Source organism: Inquilinus limosus DSM 16000 (assembly GCF_000423185.1).
GTDB classification, from domain to species: Bacteria; Pseudomonadota; Alphaproteobacteria; order DSM-16000; family Inquilinaceae; genus Inquilinus; species Inquilinus limosus.
On record NZ_AUHM01000009.1, the window covers coordinates 86,111 to 103,283 of the forward strand.

Annotated in this window: 16 protein-coding genes; 4 read left to right on the forward strand and 12 right to left on the reverse strand. The window is 70.3% G+C overall.

What is annotated here, in order from left to right; all coding sequences use genetic code 11:
* Positions 1-58: 58 nt before the first annotated feature.
* The 3 genes from G537_RS0111420 (at position 59) to G537_RS0111430 (ending at position 3,030) form a co-directional block, all read left to right on the forward strand.
* A complete protein-coding gene (locus G537_RS0111420; protein WP_034851478.1) occupies positions 59-664 on the forward strand; it encodes a LexA family transcriptional regulator in 606 nt (201 codons plus the stop codon).
* A 231-nt stretch (positions 665-895) separates the two neighbouring features.
* Positions 896-2,359: a dihydropyrimidinase gene (hydA, locus tag G537_RS0111425; RefSeq protein WP_026870236.1), complete on the forward strand. Its 1,464-nt coding sequence runs from the start codon at positions 896-898 to the stop codon at positions 2,357-2,359.
* Positions 2,356-3,030 carry an O-methyltransferase gene (locus tag G537_RS0111430; RefSeq protein WP_026870237.1) on the forward strand — a complete coding sequence of 225 codons (675 nt, stop codon included), beginning with the start codon at positions 2,356-2,358 and terminating at the stop codon, positions 3,028-3,030. The genes hydA and G537_RS0111430 overlap by 4 nt, the downstream gene beginning before the upstream one ends.
* Before the next feature lie 9 nt (positions 3,031-3,039).
* On the opposite strand, the gene G537_RS0111435 is transcribed toward G537_RS0111430, so the two are convergent.
* From G537_RS0111435 to G537_RS0111450, 4 genes are all read right to left on the reverse strand, one after another.
* Entirely contained in the window at positions 3,040-4,158 is a 1,119-nt protein-coding gene (locus G537_RS0111435; RefSeq protein WP_026870238.1) for a helix-turn-helix transcriptional regulator, read from the reverse strand.
* 106 nt (positions 4,159-4,264) lie between these two features.
* Positions 4,265-5,698: an efflux transporter outer membrane subunit gene (locus G537_RS37490; protein ID WP_051248313.1), complete on the reverse strand. Its 1,434-nt coding sequence runs from the start codon at positions 5,696-5,698 to the stop codon at positions 4,265-4,267.
* A 2-nt stretch (positions 5,699-5,700) separates the two neighbouring features.
* The gene (locus G537_RS0111445; RefSeq protein ID WP_051248314.1) at positions 5,701-7,686 is read right to left on the reverse strand and encodes a MacB family efflux pump subunit; all 1,986 of its coding nucleotides are present in this window, start codon (positions 7,684-7,686) and stop codon (positions 5,701-5,703) included.
* Positions 7,686-8,942 carry an efflux RND transporter periplasmic adaptor subunit gene (locus tag G537_RS0111450; RefSeq protein WP_081688752.1) on the reverse strand — a complete coding sequence of 419 codons (1,257 nt, stop codon included), beginning with the start codon at positions 8,940-8,942 and terminating at the stop codon, positions 7,686-7,688. The genes G537_RS0111445 and G537_RS0111450 overlap by 1 nt, the downstream gene beginning before the upstream one ends.
* A 170-nt stretch (positions 8,943-9,112) precedes the next feature.
* Between G537_RS0111450 and G537_RS37495 the strand changes: the two genes are divergently transcribed.
* Positions 9,113-9,418, forward strand: coding sequence for a hypothetical protein (locus tag G537_RS37495; RefSeq protein ID WP_051248315.1), 306 nt, complete (start codon positions 9,113-9,115; stop codon positions 9,416-9,418).
* 5 nt (positions 9,419-9,423) lie between these two features.
* On the opposite strand, the gene G537_RS0111460 is transcribed toward G537_RS37495, so the two are convergent.
* From G537_RS0111460 to G537_RS0111495, 8 genes are all read right to left on the reverse strand, one after another.
* Positions 9,424-9,891 (reverse strand): DUF192 domain-containing protein, encoded by a 468-nt coding sequence (locus G537_RS0111460; RefSeq protein ID WP_026870241.1) that lies wholly within the window; start codon positions 9,889-9,891, stop codon positions 9,424-9,426.
* Positions 9,892-9,905: 14 nt separating this feature from the next.
* Positions 9,906-11,015 carry an acetoin utilization protein AcuC gene (locus G537_RS37500; RefSeq protein WP_034851415.1) on the reverse strand — a complete coding sequence of 370 codons (1,110 nt, stop codon included), beginning with the start codon at positions 11,013-11,015 and terminating at the stop codon, positions 9,906-9,908.
* A 5-nt stretch (positions 11,016-11,020) separates the two neighbouring features.
* Entirely contained in the window at positions 11,021-11,980 is a 960-nt protein-coding gene (secF, locus tag G537_RS44470; RefSeq protein ID WP_026870242.1) for a protein translocase subunit SecF, read from the reverse strand.
* Complete coding sequence (gene secD / locus G537_RS44475; protein ID WP_026870243.1) at positions 11,980-13,593, reverse strand: protein translocase subunit SecD; 1,614 nt, start codon at positions 13,591-13,593, stop codon at positions 11,980-11,982. Before secD ends, secF begins: the two co-directional genes overlap by 1 nt.
* Before the next feature lie 113 nt (positions 13,594-13,706).
* The gene (gene ribD / locus G537_RS37505) at positions 13,707-15,017 is read right to left on the reverse strand and encodes a bifunctional diaminohydroxyphosphoribosylaminopyrimidine deaminase/5-amino-6-(5-phosphoribosylamino)uracil reductase RibD (RefSeq protein WP_051248316.1); all 1,311 of its coding nucleotides are present in this window, start codon (positions 15,015-15,017) and stop codon (positions 13,707-13,709) included.
* The gene (locus tag G537_RS37510; RefSeq protein ID WP_051248317.1) at positions 15,014-15,691 is read right to left on the reverse strand and encodes a GTP cyclohydrolase II; all 678 of its coding nucleotides are present in this window, start codon (positions 15,689-15,691) and stop codon (positions 15,014-15,016) included. The genes ribD and G537_RS37510 overlap by 4 nt, the downstream gene beginning before the upstream one ends.
* A 124-nt stretch (positions 15,692-15,815) precedes the next feature.
* The gene (locus G537_RS0111490) at positions 15,816-16,508 is read right to left on the reverse strand and encodes an RES family NAD+ phosphorylase (protein WP_211230358.1); all 693 of its coding nucleotides are present in this window, start codon (positions 16,506-16,508) and stop codon (positions 15,816-15,818) included.
* Complete coding sequence (locus G537_RS0111495) at positions 16,499-16,906, reverse strand: MbcA/ParS/Xre antitoxin family protein (RefSeq protein WP_034851416.1); 408 nt, start codon at positions 16,904-16,906, stop codon at positions 16,499-16,501. The genes G537_RS0111490 and G537_RS0111495 overlap by 10 nt, the downstream gene beginning before the upstream one ends.
* Between the last annotated feature and the right edge of the window lie 267 nt (positions 16,907-17,173).

Here is a 17,173-nt window from a genome sequence, read left to right on the forward strand (position 1 = left end):
AGTTAACGCAATACGAAACGAATTGTCATCAGGTTACAAAACGTGCTAAATGCCGTGCATGCTGCAACCCCATCAACGCCTGGTGCTGGCGCGGACGAAGGCCGGATATGAGACTGCGGCGGATGCCGCCCGGGCCTTCGGCTGGAGCCCGATCACCTACCGCGCCCACGAATCCGGGCTGCGCGGCCTGCGCCGCGACGCCGCCGGGCGCTACGCCGCCGCCTTCGGCGTGTCCGAGGCCTGGCTCCTCACCGGCGAGGGGGCGCCGGCGGGCCTGCGCCCGATGGTGCCGGTGGTGGGCTATGTCGGCGCCGGGGCCGAGATCCATCTGTTCGAGGGCGACCAGTCGACCGACCGGATTGACGAGGCCGACGCCCCGCCCGCGGCCGACGAGCACACAGTCGCCGTCATCGTCCGCGGCGATTCGATGGCGCCGGTTTTCCGCGACAGCGACGTGATCTATTACCGCAACGTCCGGGCCGACCCGGAGCAGTTGATCGGCCGCGAATGCGTGATCCGCCTGGCCGACGGCCGGACCTTCGTCAAGATCCTGATGCGCGGCAGCGCCCCAGGCTTCTTCACCCTGTTCAGCTACAACGCCCCCCTGATCTCCGATGTCGCGATCGAATGGGCGGTGCCGGTCAAATGGGTGATGCGCGACTAGGCGCGAGATACGATATGTATTGACTCACGAAATAAGGATACGTAACGTATTCATCGGCTCCGTACGAGCCGCTTTCCTCCCTGACCTCGCCGGGGCCCTTCGGGTCCCGGCCTTTTTGCATCGGCGGCCGGCCTGACCAAACGGTCAGGATCGGCCTTGCCTCCTCCCTTGATCCGTCCCACTCTGGCGCCAACAGGGAACAAGGCACGCGACAAGAGGAGAGCGCCGGCCATGACGATCGCACTCAAGGGCGGCACGGTGGTGAACGCCGACCGCAGCTTCCGCGCCGATGTGATCTGCGACGACGGCAAGATCGTCGCGGTGGGCCCGGATCTCGACGCCCCGACCGGCGCCCGGGTGATCGACGCCTCGGGCAGCTACCTGCTGCCGGGCGGGATCGATCCGCACACCCATATGCAGCTCCCGTTCATGGGCACGGTGGCGGCCGACGACTACTACACCGGCACCGCCGCGGCGCTGTCCGGCGGCACCACCATGATCATCGACTTCTGCATCCCGAACCCGCAGCAGAGCCTGATCGACGGCTATCGGCAGTGGCGCGAATGGGGCGAGAAGGCCTGCGCCGACTGGTCGCTGCACGTCGCCATCACCTGGTGGTCCGACCAGGTGCGGGAGGAGATGGGCACGCTGGTGGCCGAGCACGGCGTCAACAGCTTCAAGCATTTCATGGCGTACAAGCACGCCCTGATGGTCGATGACGACGTGCTGATGCACAGCTTCAGCCGCTGCCGCGAGCTCGGCGCCCTGCCGATGGTGCATGCCGAGAACGGCGACATCGTCTGGTTGCTGCAGAAGACGCTGCTCGAGGCCGGCATCACCGGGCCGGAGGGCCACGCCCTGTCGCGCCCGCCCGAGGTCGAGGGCGAGGCCGCCAACCGCGCCATCATGATCGCCGGCACCGCCGGAGTGCCGCTCTACATCGTCCACACCTCCTGCCGCGAGGCGCATGAGGCGATCGCCCGCGCCCGCGCCAACGGCCAGCGGGTCTATGGCGAGCCGCTGATCCAGCATCTGACGCTGGACGAGAGCGAGTACCGCAACAAGGACTGGGCCTATGCTGCCGCCCGGGTGATGAGCCCGCCCTTCCGCTCCAAGGACCACCAGAAGTCGCTGTGGGACGGGCTGATCGCCGGCAGCCTGCAGGTGGTCGCCACCGACCACTGCGCCTTCAAGGCCGAGCAGAAGCGGATGGGGATCGACGACTTCACCCGCATCCCGAACGGCACCGGCGGCATCGAGGACCGCATGGCGGTGCTGTGGACCCATGGCGTCAACACCGGCCGGCTGACCCCGAACGAGTTCGTCGCCGTCACCTCCGCCAATGCCGCCAGGATCTTCAACATCTACCCGCGGAAGGGCGTGATCGCGCCCGGCGCCGACGCCGACGTCGTGGTCTGGGATCCGGCGGCGACCAAGACCATCAGCGCCGCCACTCAGCATTCGAACATCGAGGTCAACGTGTTCGAGGGGATGGCGGTGCGCGGCCTGCCCGCCATCACCATCAGCCAGGGCAAGGTGGTGTGGGAGAACAACGAGCTGAAGGTGCAGCGCGGCGAGGGCCGCTTCGTGCCGCGGCCCGGCACCTCTCCGGTGTTCGAGGCGATGAAGATCCGCAACGAGCTGCGCCGGCCGGTGCCGGTGAAGCGCGACCCCAGCGTGCATGTGACGCCATGAGCATCGGCCTCGACGACAGGCTGCAGCGCTACCTGCTCGACGCCTCGCTGCGCGAGCCGGAGATCCTGGCACGGCTGCGGCAGGAGACGCGGCGGGCCGTGGCCGATCGGGCCGGGATGCAGATCACGCCGGAGCAGGGCCAGTTCATGGGCCTGCTGGCCCGGCTGATCGGCGCCCGGCGGCTGGTCGAGATCGGCACCTTCACCGGCTACAGCGCGCTGGCGGTGATGCTGGCGCTGCCGCCGGAAGCGCGCCTCCTGTGCTGCGACGTCAGCGCCGAATGGACCGGGATCGCCCGCCGCTACTGGCAGGAGGCCGGCGTCGCCGACCGGATCGAGCTGCGCCTGCAGCCGGCCCTCGACACGATCGGAGAGCTGACGCGCGCAGACTGGGTGGGGACCGTCGACATGATCTTCGTCGACGCCGACAAGGACAACTACCCGGCCTATGTCGAGGCGGCGATCGGGCTGCTGCGCCCGGGCGGGCTGCTGCTGGTCGACAACGCGCTGTGGAGCGGCCGGGTGGCGGATCCGTCCGACCGCACGCCGGGCACCGAGGCGATCCGCCGCGTCAACGCGATGCTGCGCGACGACCCCCGGGTCGATTTCTCGCTGGTGCCGATCGGCGACGGCGTGGCGATGGCGCGGAAGCGGGAACCGGACGAGGGCTGAGCCCCTCCCCTACAGCACCCCCGCCGACAGCTTCCGCACCACCTCGGCCTGGCGGTGGGTGTCGGTCTTGGCGAAGATGCTCTTCAGCTGGCTGCGGACGGTCAGCGGCGAGACGCCGTCGACCGCGGCGATCTCGGTCGGGGTCAGGCCCTCGATCAGCCGCCGGGCCACACGCAGCTCGGCCGCGGTCAGGCCATAGGCGGCGCGGGCGCTCTCGATCCGTGCCGCGGCCGAGGAGACCGCCGGATCCTCGATCAGCACCAGCACCGCGGCGCCGGTGAAGAACACCTGCGCCGAGGAAGGGTCCAGCGGGACGAAGCGGACCCGCAGCGGCGGCCGCTCGCCGGTGCGCCGCAGCAGCTGCGTGTCGAGCAGGCGGAGCGAGACGCCCGGCCGGATCGTGCCCAGCGCCCGGTCGAGCGCTGCGGTGACATCGGACGAGGCGAAGCGCAGCCTGCCCTCGCTATCCTGCCCGACGGCATCGCCGTCGGCGATCAGGGCGTCCGCCAGCCGGTTGCAGTGGCGGATCCGCCGGTCCGCCGCCACCAGGATCAGGCCGATGCCGAGCAGGTCGAGCACGGAGAGCCCGCCATGCAGGGCGGCGCCGGCCTGGGGCGATCGGCGGTAATAGGCGAAGACCCGGCGCAGATGCGGCGCCAGCTGAGCCAGAAGCGCGCGGGCGGCGTCGGCCGTGGCATCGTCCGTCTCCGCCCCCAGCACGCTGAGCATGAAGTTGCAGCGCTCCTCTTTGTAGACGGTGACCCCGACGGCGGTGCCGAGGCCGTGCGGGCGCAGATAGTCGGCATAGAATTCAGTCCGCAGCAGGTCGCCGCGCGGCAGCATCTGCTCCGCCCGCACCGCCAGCCCGACCGGCCGGTGCGCCGCCGCCCGCATCCACGGATTCACCCGGCTGTAATGGCTGCCATAAGCGAGGGCCGCATCGGCCGAGAAGCCCGCATTCAGCGAAAACGCGCCGCCGCCGGTGTCGAGGTCATGGAAGAACAGCACCGCCTTGCCGTTCGGCAGGCAGGCCGCGACCTCCTGCAGGAACAGTTCCCATCCAATCTCGCCGACCAGCGCCGCATAGATTCGGTCGATCAGGACGGCCGCACGATCCGACCCATCCAAATCCGGTGTCCCCCCGCCGGATGTTGCGATGCAAAACATAACATCGGTCGGGAGCGTGGCGGAATTCCGGCCGAGCCATATACTCCGTTTGGGTGAGCCTCGGTTCCTAGCTTGCGGCCGCAGTCTTCACCGACCCGGCCGACCAGCCGCCGCCCAGCGCCCGATAGAGGGCGACCGCCGCCTGCAGCCGCTCCGATTTGGCCTGGACCAGCTGGTCGCGGGCCGAGAAGTAGCTCTGCTGCGCGTTCAGCACGGTCAGCAGGTCGACCGCCCCGGCCCGGTACTGCGCGTCGGACAGGCGGAACGCCTCGCGCGCCTGGGCGACCACCTCCTGCTGCGCCCGGTAGGCCAGCTCGCTCTGGCGCGTCGCGATCAGCGCGTTCTCGACGTCGCCGAAGGCGGTCAGCACGGTCTTCACATAGGTCTGCGCCAGCTCCTGGTACTGCGCCTGGCTCAACTCGATCTCGCCGCGCAGGGCGCCGCCCTCGAAGATCGGCTGGGTCAGCGAGGCGGCCAGGCTGTAGAGCGTGCTGGCGGAGTTGAACAGCGTGCCCAGCGCCGCGCTCTGGAACCCGCCCTGGCCGGTCAGCTGGATCGACGGGAACAGCTGCGCCTTCGCCTCCTTGACGTTGAACCGGGCGGCGGCGAGTTGCGCGTCGGCGTTCTGGATGTCCGGGCGGCGATCCAGCAGCGTGGACGGCAGCCCCGGCGCCACCGCCGGGATATCGAGCTCGTCGAGCGATTGGCGTTCGAGCGACAGCCGCTGCGGCGGCTCGCCGAGCAAGAGGGCCAGCGCGGTCTCCGACTGCTGGCGCTGCTGCTCCAGCGGCGGGGTCGAGGCCTTCTGCTGCGCCACCACGGTGCGCTGCTGCGCCACATCGAGGGCCGAGGCGGCGCCCGCCCGCTCCTGCGCCAGCACCACGTCCAGCACCTGTTGGGCGTTGGCCAGGTTGTCGCGCGCGATCGCCAGCCGGTCCTGGAACTCCAGGACCTGGATGTAGGTGGTGGCGGTGCTGGACGTGACGGTCAGGGCGACCGTGTCGCGGTCGTAGCGGCTGGCCAGCGCCGAGGCCTGCGCCGATTGCAGCACCGCCCGGTTTCGGCCCCAGAGGTCGATCTCGTAGCTGGCCGAGAGACCGGCCGAGAGCTGGTCCGTCACCGTCCGGCTCGAACCGCCGAAGCTGCTGCTGCGCTCCGGCGACACCGAATGCGAGGCGTCACCGGTGGCGCCGATGCTCGGCAGCAGCGGCGCGCCGGCGATCCGGGCCTGGGCGTCGGCCTGGAGCACCCGGGCGACGGCGGCGCCGATGTCCTGGTTGTTCTGCTGCGCGGTGCGGATCAGCCGGTCGAGCTGGGGCGAGCCGAAGGCGCGCCACCAGGTGGTGTCCGGCCAGGAGGTGCCGGCCGGCCCCTCCGCCTTCCAGCCGCCGGGGATGTCGAGGGCGGGCTTCTGATCCTCCGGCCCGGCGGCGCAGCCGGCGAGCAGGGCGACGGCGAGGGCCGCCGCAAGACGGCGTTGGACACAAGGCAGAGGCGGCATGGTCACTCGGCGGAGAGGGCGACAACGGGGTCAAGGGTGGCGGCCTTGCGCGCCGGCATGTAGCCGAAGATCAGGCCGGTCAGGAAGGCGCAGCCGAAGGCCAGCAGCACCGGCCCGGGCGAGAACAGGATCGGCGTGCCGAGGGCGCGCAGCGCCGCCGCCACGGACAGGCCGCCGACCACCCCGATGGCACCGCCGATCGCCGAGACCACCACGGATTCGGTGATGAACTGCTGCAGGATGTCGCGCATCCGGGCTCCGGTGGCCATCCGGACCCCGATCTCCCGCGTCCGTTCGGTGACGCTGACCAGCATGATGTTCATCACCCCGATGCCGCCGACCAGAAGCGAGATGGCGGCGACCGAGCCGAGCAGGATGGTCAGCGTGTTCTGGGTCGCCGAGACGGTCTCGAGCAGCGACGACATGTTGCGGATCTGCACGTCCGGGCGGCGGTGCCGCTCCTCCAGCAGTGCCTGAACCTGCGCCTGGGTGTCGTCGATCCGGTCCGTGTCCTCGACCTGCACCGTGATCGAGCGGACGAAGCGCTTGCCGAACACCCGCAGGCTGCCGGTCGACAGCGGCATGAAGGCGATGTCGTCCTGGTCGGCGCCGTAGGGCGTCGCGCCCTTCGGCTCCATCAGCCCGATCACCTGAAACGGGATGTTGTTGACCAGGACATAGCGGCCCAGCGGGTCGACGCCCTCCGGGAACAGGATCCGGGCCGCGGTCTGGCCCAGCACGATCACCGGGGCGTAGCTGGCCTGGTCCGCCGGCGAGACGAAGCTGCCGCGCTCGACCGGCCAGTTGCGCGCCTTGGTGAAGTCCGGCGTCGTCGCATCGGCCTGGGTCTGGTAGTCGGTGTTGCCGTAGCGCAGCGTGACGGTGCCGGTCAGCTCGGGTACCGCGGCGGCGACATTGGGCAGCTTGGCCAGGGCCTCGGCGTCCTGCGGCACCAGGGTCGCGATCACGCCATCGGCGGTGCGGTTGTTGCTCTGCGCCGGCCGGATCAGCAGCAGGTCGGTGCCCATCGCCGAGATCCGGTCGACCACCGACTGCTTCGCCCCGTCGCCGATCGCCAGCATGGCGATCACGGCGCCGACGCCGATGACGATGCCGAGCAGGGTCAGAATGGTGCGGAACAGGTTGGCGCGCAGGGCCCTCAGCGCCATCTTCACCGCCTCCGTCATGTCGGCGACGCCGAGCGCGCCGGCATCACCGCCATGCGCCGCGTCCGGCCCGGCCGTGAGCGCTGCCGGCCCCCGCGCGCCGCTGTCGCCGACGATGTGCCCGTCGCGGATCTCGATCAGCCGGTTCGCATGCTCGGCGACCGCTCGGTCATGGGTGATCAGGATGACGGTCCGGCCGGCCTCGTTCATCCGGCGCAGCAGCGCCATCACCTCGGCGCCGCTGCGGCTGTCCAGGGCGCCGGTCGGCTCGTCGGCCAGGATCACCCGACCGCCATTCATCAGCGCCCGGGCGATCGAGACGCGCTGCTGCTGGCCGCCCGACAGCTGGTTCGGCCGGTGGTCGGTGCGGTCGGCGAGGCCGAGCGAGACCAGCAGCTGTTCCGCCCGCTGCCGCCGCTCGGCGGCGGGGATGCCGGCATAGATCGCCGGCACCTCGACATTCTCGGCCGCGGTCGCCGACGGGATCAGGTTGTAGCTCTGGAAGATGAAGCCGAAGGTCTCGCGCCGCAGATGCGCCAGGGCATCGCCGTCCAGCGTCGCCACGTCGACGCCGTCGACCGTGTAGGTGCCGCTGGTCGGCCGGTCGAGGCAGCCGAGGATGTTCATCAGCGTCGACTTGCCGGAGCCCGAGGCGCCCATGATGGCGACGAACTCGCCGGCATGGATGTCCAGCGAGATGCCGTGCAGCACCTCGACCGCCAGGTCGCCGTTGACGTAGGTCTTGGTGACGTCGCGCAACGACACCAGCGGCCGGGTGGCGGCCTGGCCGGATGTTCCGTAGACCGGCTCGCGGATGTCCATCACAGCCTCGGGGTCCGCACCGGCCCGGATTGCGGCGCGGCGTTCGGCCTCCGGCTGCCGGTGATCACCTGCTCGCCCGGTTCCAGCCCGCTCAGGATCTCCGCCTGCGCCCGGTTGGTGACGCCGACCGTCACGGTGCGGGTCTCGACCGTGCCGCTCGGATGCAGCACCCGGACGGTGGCCCGTCCCGGCGCGGCCGAGGAGGTGCCGGGGGACAGGTTGGACAGCGCCGTCATCGGCACCAGCAGCGTGTCCTGCGCCGCGGCGGAGACGAAGAACACCTGCGCCGTCATCTGCGTCATCAGCACGCCGTCCTGGTTCGGCACGTCGAACAGCGCGTTGTAGAGCACGACGTTGTTGACCACCTCCGGCGTCGGCTGGATCTGCCGCAGTGTCCCGTACCAGCGCTTGTCGGGCATGCCCAGGGTGGTGAAGTAGGCGGTCATGCCCAGGCGCAGGCGGCTGACATCGGCCTCCGAGACCTGGGCCTCGACGGTCATGGTCGTCAGGTCGGCGACCTGGACGATGATCGGCGCCGACTGGTTGGCGTTCAGGGTCTGGCCCTTGCGCGCCGACTGCGACACCACCGTGCCGTCGATCGGCGCGTAGATCTTGGTGTAGCCGAGATTGGCCTCGTCGCCCTTCAGCGTCGACTGGATCTGGCGGGTCTGGGCGTCGATGGCGTCGAGCTGGGCCTGGGCCGCGGCGAGGGCCGCCTCGGCCACCTGCACCGCGTCGTCGCTGGTGGCGCGCGACGCCTTCAGGTTGCGCTGCCGCTCGGCCTGCTGTCGGGCCAGCAGCAGTTGCGCCTCCTTCTCCGCCCGCTGGGCGGCGAGGTTGGCGAGGTTCGCCCGGTCGGCTTCGACCCGGGACTGGTAGACGGTCGGATCGATCTCGGCCAGCAGATCGCCGGTCTTCACCCGGTCGCCGATCGCGACATGCAGGGTCCTGAGCTGGCCGGAGACCTGGGTGCCGACATCGACGTAGCTGACCGGCTGCAGCGTGCCCAGCGCGGTGATCGCGTCCTCGATGTCGCCGCGCTCGACCGCGGCGGTGAGCCAGAGCTGATCGGGCGCGACCGCCCGGCCCCAACGGTACCAGGCCCCGCCGGCCACGGTCAGGCCCAGGACAAGCAGCGCCAGCAGCAGCAGGCGCCGGCGGGGCTTCCGGCCACGTGTGGTCCGGGCCGGCCCGGGCATGGGCGGCGGCACCGTCTGCCGCAGCCTCGGCTCGATCTCAGTCCTGGTATCCGGCATTCCCCTCGACCCACAATCGTGTCGCCCCTTCACGGCCCGGGCGGCGAATTCCGGCGCGGGGCCATCGCCATATGGCTGGTCTGGCCGAAGCGTGCCGATTATATCGTTTCCTCGGCCTCCCGGCTCCAGGCTCCGATACGATCTTCTCCGACACGGCTTTCGAGGCAGGCATGGCCCGTGCGGCTGCCGTCGCGCTATCCGGCATTCTCCTGACGGCCCCGGCCCTGGCGGCGCCGGCCTCTTGCGGCCCGCGCGACGTGGTGGTCGACTATCTGGCGCGTGCCTTCCAGGAGACGCCGGCCGGCGCCGGCACCGCCAATGCCGGCGGGCGGGTCGAGCTGTTCACGGCGCCGCGGGGGCGGAGCTGGACCCTGATCTACACCGGGCCCGACGGGCAGTCCTGCATGATCGCCGCCGGCCGCGGCTGGTCCCCTCCCCCGCCGGGTCCGGACGAGGAGACCACCAAGCCGCGCTGACGGCCTCAGCCCTTTGTCGTCGCGATCAGCGGATGGACCACCCGGTCGCCCGGCCGGATGTCGAGGAAGCGGGCGATGCCGCCGTTCAGCTCCAGCACCGCCTTGGCCGGCCCGTCCGAGCTGCGGGGGTCCAGGGTCTGAGGCGCCGCCTTCTCGACGATGTTGGCGATGGTGCCGTCGGCCCGGATGAAGATCATGTCCAGCGGGATCAGCGTGTTCTTCATCCAGAAGGCCTGTGGTTCCTCCCGGTCGAACACGAACAGCATGCCGGCGTCCGGCGCCATGCTCTCGCGGAACATCAGGCCGCGCTGCTGCTGCTCCGGCGTCAGCGCCAGCTCGACCGTGAAGTGGTAGCGCTTGCCGGCCGCGGTCTCGATGGCCAGGTCCTTGGCCTGGGCCGGCGACGCCTCCTGCGCCCGCACGGGGCCGGCGGCGAACAGCAGCAGGGCGAGGGCGGCGAGGAGAGTCTTCATCGGTCGTCCCGTTGTCAGGGTTCCATCACGGCACGGATCACGGCCTCGACCTCCGGCCGCACCGGGCCCGGCCGCGGCGGGTCGTCCAGCCGGTCGAACCAAGCGGGCTCGGGCGGGGTGCCGCGGCGGCGCGACCAGGACAGGCCGGCCAGCACCGCCTTGGATGCCACCGTCAGCGGCGCGGTCGGATCGAGGCCGTTGAGCACGGCCCAGACCCCGGCCCAGCAGCGTCCGACGGTCCAGGGATTATAGCCCCCTCCCCCCAGCACCAGGAGGCGCGGTGTGACCTCGCGCACCGCCGCCACCACGTCCCACAGCGCGCGGTTGGAGAGCGACAGGCGGCTCAGCGGATCATCGTGCAGCGCGTCGGCGCCGCATTGCAGCACCACGACCTGCGGCCGGAACCGCTCGACCAGCGGCAGCAGCGCCCGGTCGCGCACCGCCGCCATCTCGTCGTCGTTCAGCTCGCGCGGCATCGGCAGGTTGCGGGCGTTGCCGCCACCGCGGTCCTCGACCACGCCGGTGAAGGGCCAGCGCCGCGCCTCGTGCACCGAGACGGTCAGCACCCTTGCGTCGCCGGCGAAGGCGTCCTGCACCCCGTCGCCGTGATGGGCGTCGACGTCGAGATAGGCGATGCGGTCGACGCCACGGTCGAGCAGGTCGAGGATCGCCAGCACCGGGTCGTTGAAGTAGCAGAAGCCGGAGGCCCGGTCGGGCCGGCCGTGATGCAGCCCGCCGGCCGGGCTGTAGACCACCGCGCCCTCGGCCACGAGGCCGGCGCCGAGGACAGAGGAGCCGCAGGCCGTCGCCGGGCGGCGGAACACCTCGGCGAAGATCGGGTTCTCGACCCCGCCGAGATTGTGCCGCTGCCGACGCGCCGGATCGAGGTCCTGGTCGCGTTCGGCATCCTGCACCGCGGTCACATAGTCCGAGTGGTGGAACCGGATCAGGGCCTCGGCCCCGGCCAGCGGCCCGTCGCGGTACTGGCCGTCGGCCAGCCAGCCCTGCGCCCGGATCAGGTCGAGCGCGGTCGAGACGCGCGGGATGGCGAGCGGATGCCTCGGCCCGTAGCTGGAATGCCGATAGAGCTCGCTGCCGATCAGGATCGGCCGCGCCGCCGCCATCCCGCTCAGGCGCCCTTGCCCGCCGGGGTGCCGTCCGCCGGGGCCGCCGGCGGCGCCTTCTTGCGGAACAGCTTGTCCTCGCCCAGGAACAGCAGGATCGGCGCCGCGATGAAGATCGAGGAGGTGGTGGCGACCACGACCCCGATCAGGATGACGACGGCGAATTCCTGCAGGTTCTCGCCGCTCCAGATCGCCAGCGGCAGGCAGGCCAGGAAGGTGGCCAGCGAGGTGCCGATCGTGCGGTTCAGCGTCTGGTTGATCGACAGGTCGATCAGCTCCCTCAGCGGCATCGACTTGTACAGGCGCAGGTTCTCGCGCACGCGGTCATAGACCACGACCTTGTCGTTCACCGAATAGCCGAGGACGGTGAGCAGCGCCGCGATCGAGGTCAGGTTGAACTGCATGCCGGTGACGGCATAGACCCCGACCATCTTGGTGACGTCGAGGATCATGGTGACCACGGCGCCGACGCCGAACTGCCATTCGAAGCGGAACCAGATGTAGAACAGCATGGCGACGAGGGCGAGGCCGAGCGCCAGCATGCCGTTCTGGAACAGCTCGCCCGAGACCGTGCCGCCGACGGAATCGACGCTGCGGATCTCTGTCCCCGGCACCGTGTCGGTCAGCGTCTTCTTGACCGTGTCGACCGCCGCCTGCTGCTGCTGTTCGGTCGGCTGCGCCTCCATCCGGATCAGCACGTCGTTCGGCGAGCCGAACTGCTGGAGCTGGACCTGGCCGAGGCCGAGATCGTCGAGGGCGGTGCGCAGCTGCCCGAAATCCGCGACCTGCGGCGTCTGGATCTGGATGGCGATGCCGCCCTTGAAGTCGACGCCGTAGTTCAGCCCCGGATAGAAGAACAGCACGACAGAGGCGATGCTGAGGAAGGCCGAGGTGGCGAGGCCGGCGATGCGGCCCCGCATGAACGGGATCTTGGTGTCGTCCGGGACGAGACGGAGCCAGAACATCACGCTTTCCTCAGCACGGGCAGGACGGTGGGACGCTTGCGGCGGATCCAGGTGACCATCATCAGCCGCACCAGCACCACGGCGGTGAACATCGAGGTCAGGATGCCGATCCCGGTGGTGACGGCGAAGCCGCGCACCGGCCCCGTGGTCAGCGTGTACAGGATCGCCATCTTGATCAGCGAAGTGATGTTGGCGTCGAAGATCGTGGCGAAGGCCCGGCTGAAGCCCGCATCCATCGCCGAGAAGGGCGACCGCCCGCGTTTCGTCTCCTCGTACAATCGTTCGTTGATCAGGATGTTGGCGTCGACCGACATGCCGAGGGTCAGCAGCATGCCGGCGATGCCGGGCAGCGTCAGCGTCGCCTCCAGCAGCGACAGCACCGCCACGGTCAGAACCAGGTTCATGACCAGGGCGATGTTGGCGAACAGGCCGAACAGCCCATAGGCCAGCAGCATGTAGGTGACGACCAGAACGAAGCCGACCGCCACGGCGATGATGCCGGCTTCGATGGCGTCGGCGCCGAGGTCGGGGCCGACCGTCCGCTCCTCGACGATGGTCAGCGGCGCCGGCAGCGCGCCGGCGCGCAGCAGCACGGCCAAGTCGTTGGCGCTCTGGGCGGTGAAGTTGCCGCTGATCTGGCCCCGGCCGCCCAGGATCGGCTCGTTGATGTTCGGATAGGTAATGACCTTGTCGTCGAGCACGATGGCGAAGGGCTTGCCGACATTGGTCTGGGTGACCTGGCCGAAGCGGCGGGCGCCGGCACTGTCGAACTCGAAGTTCACCACCCACTGCCCGGTCTGCGGGTTGGTGCCGGCGCGGGCGTCGGTCAGGTTGGCGCCGTCGACCTCGATCCGCTTGCGCACGGCGATCGAGGTACGCTCGCCGGGCCGCGGGTTCTCGATCGGCAGGATCTCGGTGTCCGGCGGCACCGGCTGGCCTGGCTGGTAGTCCAGATTGACCAGGTGGAAGGTCATCTTCGCCGTCTGGCCCAGCAGGCGACGGATGCGGTCGGGGTTCTGCTCGCCCGGCAGCTGCAGCAGGATGCGGCTGCTGCCTTGGCGCGAGATCAGCGGCTCGCGGGTGCCGCTCTCGTCGACGCGGCGGCGGACGATCTCAATCGACTGCTCGACCGCCCGGGCCTCGCGGTCGCGCAGCCCCACCTCGGTCAGGCTCAGGCTGGCCTTGCCGTCGGAGCCGACGGTGATGTCGAGGTCGCGCTGGCCGCCGGCCAGCGGGTCGACGGTGCCGGTCGTCAGGTTCTCGGCCAGCAGCGTGCGCACCCGGTCGGCCTGGCTGGGATCGGTCAGCGTGAAATTGACCGAACGGCCGTTCACCGAAAGGTCGCTGTAGGCGATGTTCTCGCGCCGCAGCAGGCTGCGGATCGAATCCTGCATGTTGGAAAGGCGGCCGTCGATCACCGCCTTCATGTCGACCTCCAGCAGGAGGTAGGACCCGCCCCTGAGGTCGAGTCCGAGATTCATCTGCCGCGCCGGCACCCAGGACGGCAGCGCGTCGAGCGTGCTGCGCGGCAGGATGTTCGGCAGGCTCAGGATCACGCCGAGGAGGCACACCACCAGGATGGTGACCTTCTTCCACGGGGCGAAATACATCATCGACGGCAAGCTCTCACAATTCGGTCGGTTCGGGCTGGCCCGGCCGAGACGTCATGGGATCCGGACCGGCGCGCCGGACCGCAGGGCGCGCACGGTACAATGGGCGCGGCCGTTTAGCCATGGCGAAGTGGCGACCCTATGGCAGCGGCGTCGACAAGCCGCGCCAGATGCTCCGCCACGGCCGGCGACACGTATTCTATCAGAAGATCGGGGCCGAGGGCGGCGGTCGCGATCGGCCGCCAGTCCCGGGTGGCGGCGGCGCTGCCCGGGAAGGCGATGCGGTTGCGTTCGCCGCCGCCGATCGTGGGCGCGATGAAGACATGGGCCAGGTCGACCCGCCCGGCCTCGAGCAGCAGGCCGAGCAGGCGCGGACCGCCTTCGACCATGACCGATCCGACCGGCCGGCCCAGCCGCGCCACCATGGCCGGCCCGGCCAGGGCATCGAACAGCGTGTCGACCGGCGGCCCGTCCGGCAGGGCCAGCATCGCGGCCGAGGGCGGCAGCAGCGCCTCCAGCGCCGCCGCCCGCCGCGCCGCGGAGGCGGCCAGCAGGAACACGGTCGGCGCGTCGGCGGAGAGCAGCCCGGACTTCCAGTGCTCGCGCCGTTCCGGCAACGCCGCCAGCGCCCGGCCGTTCGGGTCGTAGACCAGGCGCAAGGGATGGCGGTGCCGGTCGCCGGCGGCGTCGCGCACGGTCAGGGCGGGATCGTCGGCCAGAACGGTGCCGGCGCCGACCATGATGGCGTCGTATTTCTGGCGCAGCCAATGCGTGTGGGCGCGCGCCGCCTTGCCGGTCAGCCAGCGCTCGGCGCCGTCGTCATAGGCCAGCTGGCCGTCCAGCGTCTGTGCCCATTTTGCCGCCACCAGCGGGCGGCCCAGCCGCTGCCGCAGCAGGAAGGGCGCGTGCCAGGCCGCAGCCTCCGGCGCCAGGGTCCCGACGCTGACGGCGACGCCGGCCGCCTGCAGCCGGGCCAAGCCGACCCCGTTGACCAGCGGGAACGGGTCGCGCAGCGCCACCACGCAGCGCGCCAAGCCCAGCGAGGCCAGGAGATCGGCGCAGGGCGGCTGACGGCCGTGATGGCTGCAAGGCTCGAGCGTGACATAGGCGGTGGCGCCGCGGAAGGCCGAGCGGTCGGCCACTGCTTCGACCGCGACGCGTTCGGCGTGGCGCTCTCCGATCCGCTCGGTGGCGCCGCGCGAGATGACGCGGCCGTCGCGGACGATGACGCAGCCGACCACCGGGTTCGGGTCCGACAGCCCGTTATGGGTCATCGCCGTCCGCAGCGTCTCCAGCATCCAGGCTTCGTCCTCGCCCGCCACCCGGGCGGGGGGAGCGGCATCGCGCAGCGGTTCCGGCAGCGTGTCGCGGAGGACACCGCCGAAACCGAAGCCCGGCTGCAGGCAGGGCGCGACCGGCAGGGTCAAGGCTTGCCCGGGCGCCGCAGCCCGGCAGCCAAGGGCACCACCTCCGCCTGGCCTGAAACCTCCGGTAGATCAATGCGATGCGCGTGCTTCCTGACCTTGGCCTCGAGGTACTGGATGTTGTGCTCGGTGACGAAGACGCCGGTCGGGACGATCTCGGCGATCTCGATCCCGGCGGCCTCGAGCTGCTTCGCCTTGTCGGGGTTGTTGGTCAGCAGCCGGATCCGCTTGACCCCGAGCGCCAGCAGCATCTGCGCCGCTGGGGTGAAGTCGCGCATGTCGTGCGGGAAGTTCAGCCGTTCATTGGCCTCGTAGGTGTCGAGCCCCTGGTCCTGCAGCACATAGGCGTCGAGCTTGGCGTAGAGGCCGATGCCGCGCCCCTCCTGCCGCAGATAGAGAACAAAACCGCCCTCTTTTCCAATGCGATGCAGGGCGTCGTTCAACTGCGGGCCGCAATCGCAGCGCTGCGAGCCGAAGACGTCGCCGGTCAGGCATTCGGAGTGGACGCGCACCAGCGGCGGGTCGCGGCCTTCGGGGCCGAGGGCGATGGCGAAATGCTCGCCGCCATCGGCGAAGCCGCTGAAGGTGTGGAACACGCCCTTCGCCTTCCCGTCCAGGATCGGGATGGTGACGGTGGTGCGGATCTCGACCCGCGGCGGGTTGACCGGTGCCTGCATCGAATACCCCGACGGCCGCGCCGCGACCGACCTCGTGAAACCGTGGGCCACAATATCGGTGGGCGGCTGCGTTATTCCCAGCCCCCGAAGCGGAGGGCGGCCATGCGGCAGGCGACGGGCGGAGCTACGTCTGCAGCGCCCGGATCTCGTGCACCGCGGCGATCCGGGACCCGTCCCAATGATAGGACAGGTGCCGCTCCTGCAGCACCGGGGTCAGCACGCTGCGCGGCCGGAACACGGCGGCGCAGTGCCCGCCGGCATGGCGGACGCTGTCGTAGGCGATGCCGTAGGAGCCCTCGCCGCGCAGCCGCCGCCCCAGCGCCTTCCCGGCGGAATAGTCGACCGGGTCGTAGACGCCGGGCAGTTCGGCGCCCAGGCCGCGGATGTCGTGCAGGTCGCCCGACAGGCTGTTGATCAGCACCCGCATGTCGATCGTGGTCGCCGGCGTCGCCGTCGCCGCGAAGAAGCGGGCGCGGTGATAGCTGGTCTCCGCCACCGCCGTCTCCAGCGCCGCGGCGCCGTAATAGGCGCCGTAGGTGCCGTCGGTGAAGCGGCTGCCGTCCGGATGCAGATGGGTGAAGGGCGCCATGATGAAGCTGGTGCCCGGGCCGCTCATCCGCTCCTCCAGCGGCACCAGCGAGATCTGCCCGACCTGGTCGCGCAGCCGGTCGTTGGTGCGGGATTCGAGCTCGATCAGCAGTTCCCAATCCTCGGGCGGCGCCACCCGCTCGAACAGGTCGACCGGCGGATAGCGGCTCGGGATGATACGCCAGCATTCGGGCCATTCGACCCGATGCACCGGAATGGTCAGCCCCAACCGCCGCGCTCCGCATCCAGGTAGCGGCGGACCACGAACAGGTCGGCGACGTTGCCCGACAGCATTCGGTCGAGGGCCGAGCGCCCGCCGAAGGGCGAAGCCGCGTTCGGCCGCCGTACCCAGTCATCAGCCAGCCTGGCGTCCTTGAACAGGATCTGCAGCGCCCGGTAGATGCCGAGGACGTAGGAGATCCGCTCCATCGTGTCGGCCGAGGGATGGCCGGCCGCGCCGGCCTTCCAGCGATAGAAGGTCGCCTTGGACGGGCGGCCCAGCAGCACGCGCTTCTCCTCGTCCTTCAGCCCCCAGGCCTCGGCGATGTTGAAGAAGGCGCTCAGGCCGGCCTTGGCCAGCCGCCCTTCGGCGTCGCGCGGCGCCACCGCCGCCCCCTGTGCCACCATCGAACCGCTCCTCTCTCTGATCTCGATTGAGACTTCTTATGTCTTTTGAGACAAATATAGTCGGATACCGGTCCGGCGACAAGTCCCCGTCGCATCAACGCGGCAGCCCGCCCTCGCGTTGCACGCCGATTGACGCCGCCCGCCGGCCATGTCTCTACTGAAGCCATGAGCGCGATCCGTTCGATCATCACCGCGACCACCAAAACGACCACCGCCACAGGCGGGTCGTGCGGAGGTCGCGTGCGCTGATCGGATAGCGCCTCTGAT